This window comes from Pseudomonas sp. C32 (assembly GCF_030417915.1).
Lineage (GTDB): Bacteria > Pseudomonadota > Gammaproteobacteria > Pseudomonadales > Pseudomonadaceae > Aquipseudomonas.
In genome coordinates, this window is the sequence record NZ_JAUHUK010000013.1 from 114,641 (window position 1) to 127,535 (window position 12,895).

Annotated in this window: 14 protein-coding genes; 4 read left to right on the forward strand and 10 right to left on the reverse strand. The window is 61.5% G+C overall.

What is annotated here, in order from left to right; translation table 11 throughout:
- Positions 1–12 precede the first annotated feature (12 nt).
- A complete protein-coding gene (locus tag QYH43_RS16495; protein ID WP_301157452.1) occupies positions 13–804 on the reverse strand; it encodes a DUF2135 domain-containing protein in 792 nt (263 codons plus the stop codon).
- A gap of 346 nt (positions 805–1,150) precedes the next feature.
- On the opposite strand from QYH43_RS16495, the gene QYH43_RS16500 reads away from it, so the two are divergent.
- The 4 genes from QYH43_RS16500 (at position 1,151) to QYH43_RS16515 (ending at position 6,284) form a co-directional block, all read left to right on the forward strand.
- Complete coding sequence (locus QYH43_RS16500; RefSeq protein WP_007970180.1) at positions 1,151–1,393, forward strand: exodeoxyribonuclease VII small subunit; 243 nt, start codon at positions 1,151–1,153, stop codon at positions 1,391–1,393.
- Positions 1,390–2,277 (forward strand): (2E,6E)-farnesyl diphosphate synthase, encoded by an 888-nt coding sequence (gene ispA, locus QYH43_RS16505; protein ID WP_095057309.1) that lies wholly within the window; start codon positions 1,390–1,392, stop codon positions 2,275–2,277. The genes QYH43_RS16500 and ispA overlap by 4 nt, the downstream gene beginning before the upstream one ends.
- A gap of 91 nt (positions 2,278–2,368) precedes the next feature.
- Positions 2,369–4,267 carry a 1-deoxy-D-xylulose-5-phosphate synthase gene (gene dxs / locus QYH43_RS16510; protein ID WP_301157455.1) on the forward strand — a complete coding sequence of 633 codons (1,899 nt, stop codon included), beginning with the start codon at positions 2,369–2,371 and terminating at the stop codon, positions 4,265–4,267.
- Between the two features lie 130 nt (positions 4,268–4,397).
- Positions 4,398–6,284, forward strand: a complete 1,887-nt coding sequence (locus tag QYH43_RS16515) for a TonB-dependent receptor (RefSeq protein ID WP_301157456.1) — start codon at positions 4,398–4,400, stop codon at positions 6,282–6,284.
- 38 nt (positions 6,285–6,322) lie between these two features.
- Here QYH43_RS16515 and QYH43_RS16520 read toward each other — a convergent pair whose 3' ends face one another.
- The 9 genes from QYH43_RS16520 to ribBA all read right to left on the reverse strand — a co-directional run bounded on the left by QYH43_RS16520 (position 6,323) and on the right by ribBA (position 12,888).
- On the reverse strand, positions 6,323–7,123 hold the full coding sequence (locus QYH43_RS16520; protein ID WP_301157457.1) for a cobalamin-binding protein: 801 nt from the start codon (positions 7,121–7,123) through the stop codon (positions 6,323–6,325).
- The gene (locus tag QYH43_RS16525) at positions 7,123–7,542 is read right to left on the reverse strand and encodes an MFS transporter (RefSeq protein ID WP_301157459.1); all 420 of its coding nucleotides are present in this window, start codon (positions 7,540–7,542) and stop codon (positions 7,123–7,125) included. The genes QYH43_RS16520 and QYH43_RS16525 overlap by 1 nt, the downstream gene beginning before the upstream one ends.
- Positions 7,539–8,156 carry a GTP cyclohydrolase II gene (gene ribA, locus QYH43_RS16530; protein ID WP_150726901.1) on the reverse strand — a complete coding sequence of 206 codons (618 nt, stop codon included), beginning with the start codon at positions 8,154–8,156 and terminating at the stop codon, positions 7,539–7,541. The genes QYH43_RS16525 and ribA overlap by 4 nt, the downstream gene beginning before the upstream one ends.
- Before the next feature lie 157 nt (positions 8,157–8,313).
- Positions 8,314–9,054, reverse strand: coding sequence for an ABC transporter substrate-binding protein (locus tag QYH43_RS16535; RefSeq protein ID WP_301157460.1), 741 nt, complete (start codon positions 9,052–9,054; stop codon positions 8,314–8,316).
- Between the two features lie 39 nt (positions 9,055–9,093).
- Positions 9,094–9,597: a phosphatidylglycerophosphatase A gene (locus QYH43_RS16540; protein ID WP_095057316.1), complete on the reverse strand. Its 504-nt coding sequence runs from the start codon at positions 9,595–9,597 to the stop codon at positions 9,094–9,096.
- Entirely contained in the window at positions 9,594–10,559 is a 966-nt protein-coding gene (gene thiL / locus QYH43_RS16545) for a thiamine-phosphate kinase (protein ID WP_301157462.1), read from the reverse strand. The genes QYH43_RS16540 and thiL overlap by 4 nt, the downstream gene beginning before the upstream one ends.
- 18 nt (positions 10,560–10,577) lie before the next feature.
- Positions 10,578–11,078: a transcription antitermination factor NusB gene (nusB, locus tag QYH43_RS16550; RefSeq protein ID WP_095057318.1), complete on the reverse strand. Its 501-nt coding sequence runs from the start codon at positions 11,076–11,078 to the stop codon at positions 10,578–10,580.
- On the reverse strand, positions 11,075–11,551 hold the full coding sequence (ribE, locus tag QYH43_RS16555) for a 6,7-dimethyl-8-ribityllumazine synthase (RefSeq protein WP_003228649.1): 477 nt from the start codon (positions 11,549–11,551) through the stop codon (positions 11,075–11,077). The genes nusB and ribE overlap by 4 nt, the downstream gene beginning before the upstream one ends.
- 245 nt (positions 11,552–11,796) lie before the next feature.
- Complete coding sequence (gene ribBA, locus QYH43_RS16560; protein WP_095057319.1) at positions 11,797–12,888, reverse strand: bifunctional 3,4-dihydroxy-2-butanone-4-phosphate synthase/GTP cyclohydrolase II; 1,092 nt, start codon at positions 12,886–12,888, stop codon at positions 11,797–11,799.
- Between the last annotated feature and the right edge of the window lie 7 nt (positions 12,889–12,895).

Sequence of the window (12,895 nt, forward strand, 5' to 3'; positions counted from 1 at the left end):
GGAGCGGGATGCTTAATAGTTGAAAGTCTTGACCAGCAGCAGGTCACCGATCGCGCGCAGGGGCACGATGAAGGTCTCGCGTTTTTCGTCGACGGTGTTTTCGTTGAGCACCAGGTTGATCTGTGAAGTGATCACCTCGTTCTGGTTGCCGGCCTCATCGAAGTTATAGCCGCCGCTGCCGAAGTTGCCCCAGTAGTTCACGTAAACCAGATAGGTGCCGTGCAGCGGTGCGGTCATGGTGAACATTTCCGGACCCGGGCCGTCGACGCCGTCCGGGTCGAGGCCACCGCCGTTGGTCAAGGCCGAGTGGGCCCAGAACGCATGCTGACCGTCAGGTGTGACGATATGCAGATCGAGTTCAGCCTTGGGATCATCCCAACCCAGCACCACACGAATCCGTGCAGGCGTGCGCAGGTTGTTGGCTTCATAGAATTGAACGCGTTTGAGGGACTGGCCTTCGGCGCTGCGCACTTCGACACTGTTGGAACCGGCACCGAACGCGTACGGTCGGGCAAAACGACCTTGATCGTCGGTGTACAGGTTCAAGGGATTGCCGTTGACCGCCAGGGTGTGTGGCCCGCGCTGGGTGCCAAGGGCCTTGAGTCTGCCTTCGATCATCGTGCGATTGCGCTGCACGCCCCGATCAATCGGCGGCGTGGGATAGGCGACTCGCGGGTTTTCGCTACGGTCCAGCAAACCGTTGAAACGCCAGCCGCCCACCGGTTCCGACAACTCGGCACTCGGCGCGGCCGCAAGCATTGGCGCGCAGGCCAGCCCGATCAGCAACAAAAGAAATGAGCGCATGCGACGCCTCCTGCCATGCATGACGAAACCTTGCGCCCGATCCTCGGCGCGTTACAGAGGTGAATACTGCGTTTCGTCTGAAAGACCCATGCGTGTCGGGTCGTAGATAGAGCGAAGGTTAGCCACTGGGATGTTTTTTAACAATCGGATGTGTCTCAAAGTGCGCATGGATTCACGACCTGTGGTGGGCGCAGTACGCGCTATCAGATTCGCTATCCTGATAACTCGCCACTGTAGGAGCTGCCGAAGGCTGCGCCTACAAGGAGAGTGCGTCGCCGTGAGTTTGCCCATGAACCCCCTATCTGCTAGTGTCGCGCCGGTTTAACGTCAACCGGAAATCGCCGCCATGGCCCGCAAAAAAGCTGCACTGGATTTCGAACAATCCCTCGCCGACCTGCAAACGCTGGTGGAGCGTCTGGAGAATGGCGAATTGTCGCTGGAGGACTCGCTGGCCGCTTTCGAGCAAGGTATCGGTCTGACCCGCGATTGCCAGGCGGCGCTGGCCCAGGCCGAGCAAAAGGTTCAGGTGCTGCTCGAGCGTGATGGCGAGCTGGCCGAGGAACCCTTCGACGCGGATCAACCAGAATGATCGCAGCGTACTCGGCAAGCAGTCAGGCCCGCGTCAACGCAGCCCTGGAAACCCTGTTCACCGCCCCAAGTCCAGAGCTGGCGCGACTGTACGAAGCCATGCGCTACAGCGTGATGAACGGCGGCAAACGCGTTCGTCCGTTGCTGGCCTACGCCGCGTGCGAAGCGTTGGGCGGCAAGCCCGAGCAAGCCAACGGCGCAGCCTGTGCCGTGGAGTTGATCCACGCCTACTCGCTGGTGCATGACGATTTGCCGGCCATGGACGATGACGACCTGCGTCGCGGCCAGCCGACCACCCACAAGAAATTCGACGAAGCCTGCGCGATCCTCGCCGGTGACGGCTTGCAGAGCCTGGCCTTCAGCGCCCTGCTCGACCCGCGCCTGAGTTCATCGGACGCCGAGATCCGCCTGCAAATGGTCAGCGCCCTCGCACTGGCCGCAGGCCCGGCGGGCATGGTCGGCGGTCAGGCCATCGACCTCGGCTCGGTCGGCCTGAAGCTGGATCAGAAAGCCCTTGAATACATGCACCGGCACAAGACCGGCGCGCTGATCGAGGTCAGCGTCAAACTCGGCGCCCTGGCCAGTGGCCGTGCCGAGGAGGACGAGCTGAAATACTTGCAGACTTATGCACAGGCCATCGGCCTGGCGTTCCAGGTCCAGGACGATATTCTCGACGTCGAAAGCGATACCGCCACCCTCGGCAAACGCCAGGGCGCCGACATCGCACGGGACAAACCGACCTACCCGGCCCTGCTCGGTCTTGAAGCCGCCAAGGCCTACGCCCTGGAACTGCGCGATCAGGCCCTGCACGCGCTGCGACCGTTTGACGCGGCGGCCGAGCCGTTGCGCGATCTGGCCCGTTATATCGTCGATCGCCGCAGCTGACGGCGATTGCGCCAAAAAAGACCTACGCGTGGGCAGGGGGCGATGCATCAGGTAAACTGCCGCATCTTTTATACCTATAACGATTCGCCTGATGCCCACGACGTTTCATGAGATTCCCCGCAAGCGCCCAACCACGCCCCTGCTCGACCGCGCGAATACGCCGGACGGCCTGCGCCGGTTAGGCGAAGCCGAGCTGGAAACCCTGGCCGATGAGTTGCGCCTGGAATTGCTCTACACGGTCGGCCAGACCGGTGGGCATTTCGGTGCCGGGCTGGGCGTGATCGAGCTGACCATCGCATTGCATTACGTCTTCGACACCCCGGACGACCGGCTGGTGTGGGACGTGGGTCATCAGGCTTATCCGCACAAGATCCTCACCGGTCGCCGCGAGCGCATGGTCACTCTGCGCCAGAAAGACGGCATTGCCGCTTTCCCGCGCCGCTCCGAGAGCGAGTACGACACCTTCGGCGTCGGCCACTCCAGCACCTCGATCAGCGCAGCGCTGGGCATGGCCATTGCCGCCCGCCTGCAAAACAGCGATCGCAAAGCCATCGCTGTGATCGGCGACGGTGCGTTGACCGCGGGCATGGCGTTCGAGGCGCTGAACCATGCGCCGGAAGTGGACGCCAACATGCTGGTGATCCTCAACGACAACGACATGTCGATCTCGCGCAACGTCGGCGGTTTGTCGAACTATCTGGCGAAGATCCTTTCCAGCCGCACCTACGCGAGCATGCGCGAAGGCAGCAAGAAAGTGCTGTCGCGCCTGCCCGGCGCCTGGGAAATCGCCCGCCGTACCGAAGAATACGCAAAAGGCATGCTGGTCCCCGGCACGTTGTTTGAAGAACTCGGCTGGAACTACATCGGCCCGATCGATGGCCACGACCTGCCGACCCTGATCGCCACCCTGCGCAACATGCGCGATCTGAAGGGCCCGCAGTTCCTGCATGTCGTCACCAAGAAAGGCAAAGGCTTCGCCCCGGCGGAAGTCGACCCGATCGGTTACCACGCCATCACCAAACTCGAACCACTGGACGCCCCGGCCGTTGCGCCGAAAAAGGCCAGCGGGCCGAAGTACTCCGGCGTGTTCGGTGAATGGTTGTGCGACATGGCGGCTGCCGACTCGCGACTGGTGGGCATTACCCCGGCGATGAAGGAAGGCTCGGACCTGGTGGCGTTCAGCGAGCGTTTCCCGCTGCGCTACTTCGACGTGGCGATTGCCGAGCAGCACGCGGTAACGTTTGCCGCCGGCATGGCCTGCGAAGGCGCGAAACCGGTGGTGGCGATCTACTCGACGTTCCTGCAACGCGGTTACGACCAACTGGTGCATGACGTTGCGGTGCAGAACCTCGACGTGCTGTTCGCCATCGACCGCGCCGGCCTGGTGGGCGAAGACGGCCCGACTCACGCTGGCAGCTTCGACCTGTCCTATCTGCGCTGCATCCCCGGCATGCTGGTGATGACCCCGAGCGACGAAAACGAACTGCGCAAAATGCTCACCACCGGTCACCTGTACAACGGCCCGGCGGCGGTGCGTTACCCACGCGGCAACGGCCCGAACGCGACGATTGAAAAAGACCTCGAACCGATTGAAATCGGCAAGGGCGTGATTCGCCGTCAGGGCAGCAAGGTCGCCCTGCTGGTGTTCGGCGTGCAACTGGCCGAGGCACTGAAAGTCGCCGAGAAGCTGGATGCGACCGTGGTCGACATGCGCTTCGTCAAACCACTGGATGAAGAGCTGGTACGCGAAATCGCGGCCAGCCATGATCTGTTGGTGACCGTCGAAGAGAACGCAATCATGGGCGGTGCCGGTGGTGCGGTCAGCGAATTCCTCGCCCGCGAGAACATCCTCAAGTCGATGCTGCACCTGGGCTTGCCGGACATCTACGTCGAACACGCCAAGCCTGCACAGATGCTGGCCGAATGCGGGCTGGATGAAGCCGGGATTGAAGCGTCCATTCGCGAACGCCTGCAACTGCTCAACCTCTAACCCCGATACCACACCTGTAGGAGCCGGCTTGCTGCGGGCGGCGTTCCGACGATGGCGCGTCCAAGGACGCCATCGCTGGCAAGCCAGCTCCTACAGGGACTGTGTACTCCTGCGTTTCTACGAAAAAACTATGAATTTCTTCCGCCTCGCCCTGACGCTGACCCTGCTGCCAGCCGGCCCACTGCTGGCCGACACCTTCGAACGCGATCAAGCCCTGAAACTGCCCGACGTGCTGATCAGTGCCAACCGTCAGGTCGAAGCGCGCAACGACAGCAGCGCCGCCAATACCGTGTTCACCCGCGAAGACATCGACCGCCTGCAACCCAACAGCGTCACCGACCTGCTGCGTCGCGTGCCTGGCGTTCAAGTGGCACAAAGCGGCGGACGCGGCAGTTTGCCGGGGGTCTACATCCGAGGCACTCAATCGGCGCAGAGCCTGGTGCTGGTGGACGGCCAACGCATCGGCAGCTCGACCTCCGGCGACAGCAACCTGCAACACATCAACATCGAACAGGTCGAGCGCGTGGAAGTGTTGCGTGGCTCCCGTTCGGTGATTTATGGCAGCGACGCAATTGGCGGGGTGATCCAGATTTTCACCCGCCGTGGCGGCGAACCCGGGTTGCGACCGCAGCTTCATGTCGGCGTTGGCAGCAACCAGACGTGGGAGCGCAGCCTCGGCTTGTCCGGTGGCGATGAACAAACCCGCTTCAACCTCGGCGCCAGCCTTGATGAGACCGCCGGGATCAACCGCACCCACGAGTCGTATCCGAGTGATGGTGACCATGACGCGTACCGCAACAAATCGTTCAGCCTGAGCCTGAGCCATGCTCTGAACGACGACGTCGAAATCGGCGCCAACGTGTTGGAGAACCGTGGCAAGAGCGAGTTTGATAGTCCGTTCGGCCGTTACGACTACGTCACGGGCAACTCTTATCAACAGCAGCCCTACAACGAATTCGATATCAGCAGTGTCAGCAGCTACGTCGACGCCCGGGTCAACGCGGCGTGGAATACCCGCGTCGAACTCGGCCACAGCGAAAACCGCGAGAAGACGCTGGACAAGCTCAGCGATGAACGCAGCGTGTTCAACACCTACCGCGACTCGGTGAACTGGCAGAACGATCTGACCCTCACTGAGCGCAACAGCCTGATGATCGGTGGCGACTGGTACGAGGACAGGGTCAACAGCAGCACCGCGTTCGATGAAGACAGTCGCTGGAACCGCGCGGCATTTATCCAGCATCGCTATCGGGCCGACCGTTTTTCCACGGAGCTGGGCTTGCGTCACGACGACAACCAGCAGTTCGGCAGCCAGAACACCTGGAGCGGCACCTTCACCCTGCCACTGAATCCGGACAACGAAGTGTTGCTGAGTTACAGCGAAGGCTTCCGCGCGCCGACCTTCAACGACCTGTATTACCCGGATTACAGCAACCCGGACCTGAAGCCCGAGACGTCGAAAAGCTATGAACTGCAATGGCGCAGTCAGCTGACCGAGAACAGTCGCCTGGAGGCTTCGCTCTACCGGACAGACCTCGAAGACGCGATCATCTTCGGCAGCAATTCACAGCCTGAAAACGTCGCCTCGGCACGAATCAACGGCTTCGAAGCCGCGTTGAAACAGGAGCTGTTCGGCTGGCAGAGCAACCTTGGCGTGGCGATCATCGACCCACGAGACCGCGACACCGGCCACACCCTGGCCCGCCGCGCACGACGCACGTTGAGCCTGGATTTGGATCGGCAGTTCGATCGCCTGGGCCTCGGCGCCAGTTGGCAAGCGGTCAGCAGCAGCTATGACGATTTGAACAATCAGCAGCCGTTGGGGGGTTATGCACTATTGGGACTGCGCGGCAATTGGGCACTCAATCGTGAAATCAAGCTGGAGCTGAAGGTGGATAACCTGCTGGACAAGGGTTACAGCCGGGCGATGTATAGCCATGAAGGCAGTCAGTACGGGTATCGCGAGGAAGGTCGGGCGTGGATGTTCGGGGTGACGTGGACGCCGGAGTTCCACTGAGATCCGTTGTAGGAGGCAGTGTGTCGGTACATCGCAACTCAGCGCTCAGGATCGATCAGTTGACACAGCTTTGCAGTCGCCTCGACCATCTGCCCGCTCGGCCGCTCCAGGCCTTTGTCTGTCACTAAGCGCAATTGCTGCTGCTTGACCGCCGCTACTTGCGGCCACGCTTTCCACGCCTCGAGCTGCGCCTGATCACTGGCCAGAATCACCTCGGGATTGCGCTGAAGCACGGCCTCTACGCTGACTTGCGGTGCTGGCAGCGGCAGATCGGCAAACACGTTCTTCGCCCCGCAGACGTCCAGCGCATCACTGATGATCTGCCCTCCCCCCACCGTGTACAGCGGTCGATCCCAAACTTGATAGAACACGCGTAACGGCACCTCTCGACGATAGCGTTGGCGCAGTTCACCCAGCCGCTGGCGTAAATCGCCGGCCAATGAAATTCCGCGTTCAGGCCGGCCGAGTTGAGCGGCAATGATCTCGATCTGTGCGGCGAGTTGGTCCAGGCTTTGGGGTTCGGCGACGAAAGTCGGGATGTTCAGACGCTTGAGCTGGTCACGCTGGGCCGGGCCGACACTGCCGGGCCAGAGCAACAGCAAATCAGGTTTCAGGCTGAGCAACCGTTCCATGTCCAGCTGACCGTAACGCCCCACCGAGGGCAGGTCCTTGAGTTCTGCCGGGCGCTCACCGGCATCCAGCACACCCACCAAAAGGTCTGCGGAGCCCAGTTCAACGACGATTTCAGAAAGCGAAGGTGCAAGGCTGACAACGCGTTCGATACCCGCGGCCGCGTTGCTGATGGCCAGCAGCAGAACCGCCAGCCAGACAGGGCGCATCAACCGAGTTGACGCGGAATACGGTAGAGGTAGAACAGCACCGTGGTCGACAGTGCCAGCAGCACCAGCGGCACGGCTTCAAGCCCGACGAACACTGCCAGCGCACCGATCCACGCCGGCAGACCAGCCGCGAGAAATGCCGTGCGGCGTTTGGCCGCCAGGCTGACCCAGGCGGCAGGTTCTTCTGGGGTATCGAGGGCTTTCTGGGTGGCGATCAGCGCGTGTTTATAAGCGCCGAAGAACTTCAGGCTGACAAACATCGAGGCCACACCGGCGATGAACAGCGGCATGGCCAGCACCGGCAGGATCGCCTCGCTCTGGCCAAACACCGCGTTGATCACGAACAACGGCAACAACGCCAGCGCCAGGTATTGCCACCAATTGACGGACAGTCGCCGCCGCACCTGACCGCGGGTCACGCCCGGTCTACCTCGCCCTGATGCTCGTTGCCCATCATGTGGTCGAGCTTGCTGGCCTTGGTCGCCAGGTAGAGTCGGTTATGCGGGTTGTGCCCGGTGTGTAGCGGCACGCGCTCGGCAACCACGATACCCATGTCGGTCAAGGCTTTGACCTTGCGCGGGTTGTTGGTCATCAGGCGCAGGGATTTCACGCCCAGATGCTCCAGCATCGGCAGGCACATGGCGTAATCACGCTGGTCGGCGGCAAAGCCCAGGCGCTCGTTGGCTTCAACGGTGTCGGCACCGCCGTCCTGCAATTCGTAGGCGCGGATCTTGTTCAGCAGGCCAATGCCACGACCTTCCTGACGCAAGTAAAGCAACACGCCACGCCCCTCACGGGCGATGGCCTGCAAGGCCGCCTCCAGTTGCGAGCCGCAGTCGCAACGCTGGCTGAACAAGGCATCGCCCGTCAGGCATTCGGAATGCAGCCGGCCGAGTACCGGGGCACCGTCGGCAAATTCACCCAGGCTCAGCACGACGTGCTCGCGGCCGGTGGCCTCATCGAGAAAACCATGCATGGTGAATTGCGCAAAAGGCGTTGGCAGCTTGGAAGCGGCGACAAAAACGACAGGCACCGGTGTGCTCCTGATTGAAAGATTCTGAAGTTCGCAGAAAGCGGGCATTGTACCAGCAGCTTCCGGCCGACGCTTAGGCTGAATTATCGGCGATAACTATCAAAAAGTTTGATAGCTACAGATCTGCCATCAAGGTAGGCGCTGCCGCAGGCTGCGCCTACCTTTGAGGGTCGTCAAACGGATACGGCTGCTTCCAGCGCTCGAAAATCGGTTTGAGCTCGCCGCTTTTCACCAGTTGATCCATGCGCTGGTCGAACAACGCCATCAATGTGCGGGCCTTGTCGGTCTTGGCAAAACACAGATACAGCGGCAGTTCGGCGATATGGGTGCGGCGCAACTGCGACGGATCCTTGGCCCGGTTGAAGACGTAATCGACCTCGGTCTGGGCATCAATGTAAAAGTCCGCGCGATTGTGAGTCAGCATCGACACGATACCGGTGCGCCGGATCACTTCGTCATAGCGGCGCACGTTGGGCAGGTAATTCTGATAGTCGTACCCACGGATCCACGCCAGCCTGTAAAGACCCAGGGTTTCCAGGGTTGGCACCGGACTGCTCGCCAGCCCCAAGGCGTAGATGTGATCCGTGTCGAAGTTCCAACGGGGATAGAGCACGTCTTCGGATTCTTTGCTGTACGAACCGACGCAAGCATCGACCTCTCCACGCTCGGCCAGGCCCATTGAACGCACATAGGGTTCGGTACGAATGTCCACTTTGACACCCGCAGGCTCGAAGACTTGCCGCAGCACGTCCCAACCCAGGCCACGGCCATCGGCAGCGGTGTAGTCTTCCCAATCTTCGCTGGCCAAGTGAATCACGGACGGCGTCGTCGCTTCCCCCGCCTGAACGAGAGAGCAAAACAAGACGAACACCATCGCCATCAAACCGCGCCCAGCCATCCCTGATCCTCCCACTTATCACCCCATGACCCATTCAGGTCAGGCGAACATCCATACCAACCCTTGCATCGCCAACCAGGCAAATACCCCGGCCAGGACGTCATCGAGCATGATCCCGACACCGCCGTGTACATGCCGGTCGATCCAGCGAATCGGCCACGGCTTGAGAATATCGAAGAAGCGGAACATCAGAAAACCCGCGAGCAACCACTGCCAGCCTTCCGGCACCAGCCACAGGGTGATCCACATCCCGACCATTTCGTCCCAGACGATGCCTTCATGGTCGTGTACCCGCAAATCGTCGGCCACTTTGCCGCACAGCCAGAAGCCGAACAGCATCGTGATGCCCAGCATCAGCCAGTAACCCCAATCCGGCAGCATCTGCCAAATCGGGATAAAGGGTAGCGCCACTAACGAACCCCAAGTGCCCGGTGCCTTTGGCAAGGTGCCCGAGCCGAAGCCGAACGCCAGAAAGTGCCACGGATTGCGCCAGACCGACGGCGGTACAAACTCTGCCGGGACCTGTTTGGGGTGATCTGTCACGGTGACTCCCGAAAATGTTGATAACCCCGGGTTTGCGGGGTGATGTCTTGTCCGCTGGCATCGAGCAGTGTCACGCCTTGCCCGTTCACGACGCGCCCGATCACATGGATCGGCCAGCCGTCGGCCAGCAAGAGCGGCAATTCGACGGACGGTAGAGTGAAGGCCAGTACGTAATCATCGCCGCCGCTCAGGGCCGCCACTTGTGCGTCCGCTTGACCGAGAAACGCGACCAATGCCGGCGACAGTGGCAAGCGCTCCCGATCGATGTGAATAGCGACCTTCGAGGCCAGCGCGATATGCCCGCAATCCGCGAGTAGCCCGTCAGAGATATCCATGGCCGACGTGGCCTTGCCACGCAACGCCTGGCCCAAACCGAGCTGCGGTTGCGGTGACCAGTAATGCGCGAGCAACGGCTCGGCAATGCGCGCTTCGGCTGTCCGCTGGCCCAGCACCAATGGCAACGCACCCGCGGCATTGCCCAAATGGCCGCCCACGCACAGCAGATCACCCGGTTGCGCACCGCTGCGGGTCAACGCCAATCCGCCCGGCACACGGCCGAACACGGTCATCGTCAGGCTCAACGGCCCGCGGGTGGTATCGCCGCCGACCAACGCCACGCCACAGCTTTGCGCCATGAGGTTCAATCCACGGGCATAGGCTTGCAGCCAATCGGCAGTCACCGTCGGCAAGGTCAGGGCAAGGGTAAAGGCAATCGGCGTAGCGCCCATGGCGGCCAGGTCGCTGACCGCGACGGCCAGCGAGCGCTGACCGAGCAGAAACGGATCGCAGGGGTCGGCGAAATGCACACCGGCCACCAGCGTATCGGTAGAGATCGCCAACTGTTCCCCCGGGGGAACAGCCAGCAAGGCGCAGTCATCGCCGATCCCGAGAGCAACGCCTTCGCCGCCCTGCGCACAAGGCGCGGCGGCGAAGAAATTGCGGATCAGCTCAAACTCACCCATTGCAGTTGCAAGCGCCGATCAGCGCTTGAACGCCTTGACTTCAGCTTCACGCAGGCGCGGGGCCAGCTTGTCGAGCACACCGTTGACGAACTTGTGGCCGTCGGTGGAACCGAAGACCTTGGCCAGTTCGATACCTTCGTTGATCACAACGCGGTACGGCACGTCGGCGCGCTTGAGCAGTTCCCAGGTGGACAGGCGCAGAACGGCCAGTTCAACCGGGTCCAGCTCTTCGATGGTCAAGTCCAGGCATGGCGTGAGCGCGGTGTCGATTTCGGTCTTGAACTGCGGAACCCCGTGCAGGATCTCGCGGAAGTAAGCGCCGTCGACATCGCTGAAATCGTTATCGACCCGGAACTGCGCTTCGATCTCGTTCAGCGACTGCTTGGCCATGTGCCATTGGTACAGCGCCTGAGTCGCGAGCTGACGGGCTTCGCGACGCTTGACGCTTTTCGATGGCTTGCCGGCATCCGCAGGCTTTGGATCGCGCGGGTTGAAACGATCGCTTTCGTCGCTAATCACTTGGCCTCCAACTGCGCCAGCAGGCTGACCATTTCCAGAGCGGACAGGGCAGCTTCAGCACCTTTGTTACCGGCCTTGGTGCCGGAACGTTCGATGGCTTGCTCGATGGAATCAACGGTCAGGACGCCGAAAGCGACCGGAACGCCGAACTCCATGGACACCTGGGCCAGGCCCTTGGTGCACTCGCCAGCCACGTATTCGAAGTGCGGAGTGCCGCCACGAATGACCGCGCCCAGGGCGATGATTGCTGCGAACTCGCCTTTCTGGGCGACTTTCTGCGCAACCAGCGGGATTTCGAAGGCGCCAGGTGCGCGGATGATGGTGATGTCGCTTTCGCTCACGCCGTGGCGAACCAGGGCATCAACAGCACCGCTTACCAGGCTTTCAACGACGAAGCTGTTGAAACGGCCCACTACCAAAGCGTAGCGGCCTTTAGGGGCGATGAAGGTACCTTCGATGGTCTTCAGGGTCATTCGATAGATCTCTTAAAGAGCCGGGACGCGTCTCGTACGCATCCCTCAGTGATATTTGAACCGCGAATACAGCGTCGGAATTCTACATCGGCGTTCACTTGCGATCGTCGTGGCGAGGGAGCTTGCTCCCGCTGGCTGCGTAGCGGCCCCTCTTGTGGGCGCTGCGCACCCAAGCGGGAGCAAGCTCCCTCGCCACAGTAAATCAAACAAGCCTTAAGTGAACAACGATGCCAAAACCCGGTGCCCTATTCGGAGGGCACGTATTCTACAACTTCCAGATCGAAACCGGATATCGCATTAAATTTCATCGGTGCCGACATCAGGCGCATTTTGCGCACACCGAGGTCGCGCAGGATCTGCGAACCGGCACCGACAGTGCTGTAGGTTGTCGGTTTTTTCACCGCTTGCTGGTCGGCAGTTTCGCGGATATGCGCGAGCAATACGTCGCCATCGAGCGGGTGACCGAGCAACAGCACCACGCCGCTGCCAGCCTCGGCAACCTTGGCCATGGCGGCGCGCAGGCTCCAGCGGCCCGGTTGCTTGACCATCAACAGGTCGCGCAGCGGGTCCATGTTGTGCACGCGAACCAGGGTCGGTTCTTCGGCGCAGACATTGCCCAGGGTCAGTGCCATGTGCACGTCGCCTTCCACGGAATCACGATAGGTCACCAGGTTGAATTGGCCCAGTTCGCTGTCCAGTGGCTGCTCGGCAATCCGCTGAACGGTACGTTCGTGGATCATCCGGTAGTGAATCAGGTCGGCGATGGTGCCGATCTTGATGTTGTGTTCGGTCGCAAAGGCTTCCAGTTCTGCGCGACGGGACATGGTGCCGTCGTCGTTCATCACTTCGCAGATCACGCCGCTCGGCTCGAAACCGGCCATGCGCGCCAGGTCGCAGGCCGCTTCGGTGTGGCCGGCGCGGGCCAGCGTGCCGCCGGCCTGGGCCATCAGCGGAAAAATGTGGCCCGGGCTGACGATGTCTTCAGCCTTGGCATCACGGGCGGCCGCCGCTTGCACGGTGCGCGCGCGGTCGGCAGCGGAGATGCCGGTGGTCACGCCGGTGGCAGCTTCGATGGACACGGTGAACTTGGTGCCGAAACCGGAACCGTTGCGTGGCGCCATCAATGGCAGCTTGAGCAGTTCGCAGCGCTCCCGGCTCATCGGCATGCAGATCAGGCCACGGGCGTGCTTGGCCATGAAGTTGATGTGCTCGGGCTTGCAGCACTCGGCGGCCATGATCAGGTCGCCTTCGTTCTCGCGGTCTTCGTCATCCATGAGGATGACCATCTTGCCTTGGCGGATGTCTTCAACCAGTTCTTCGATGCTATTGAGCGCCACAAGGCAC

What these genes read in the sequence shown, in the direction of transcription:
- QYH43_RS16520 (WP_301157457.1), bottom strand. Translation starts at nt 7,123, where the DNA reads ATGCGCCCTGTCTGGCTGGCGGTTCTGCTGCTGGCCATCAGCAACGCG.
- ispA (WP_095057309.1), top strand. Translation starts at nt 1,390, where the DNA reads ATGATCGCAGCGTACTCGGCAAGCAGTCAGGCCCGCGTCAACGCAGCC.
- ribE (WP_003228649.1), bottom strand. Translation starts at nt 11,551, where the DNA reads ATGACCCTGAAGACCATCGAAGGTACCTTCATCGCCCCTAAAGGCCGC.
- QYH43_RS16535 (WP_301157460.1), bottom strand. Translation starts at nt 9,054, where the DNA reads ATGGCTGGGCGCGGTTTGATGGCGATGGTGTTCGTCTTGTTTTGCTCT.
- dxs (WP_301157455.1), top strand. Translation starts at nt 2,369, where the DNA reads ATGCCCACGACGTTTCATGAGATTCCCCGCAAGCGCCCAACCACGCCC.
- QYH43_RS16495 (WP_301157452.1), bottom strand. Translation starts at nt 804, where the DNA reads ATGCGCTCATTTCTTTTGTTGCTGATCGGGCTGGCCTGCGCGCCAATG.
- QYH43_RS16500 (WP_007970180.1), top strand. Translation starts at nt 1,151, where the DNA reads ATGGCCCGCAAAAAAGCTGCACTGGATTTCGAACAATCCCTCGCCGAC.
- QYH43_RS16515 (WP_301157456.1), top strand. Translation starts at nt 4,398, where the DNA reads ATGAATTTCTTCCGCCTCGCCCTGACGCTGACCCTGCTGCCAGCCGGC.
- thiL (WP_301157462.1), bottom strand. Translation starts at nt 10,559, where the DNA reads ATGGGTGAGTTTGAGCTGATCCGCAATTTCTTCGCCGCCGCGCCTTGT.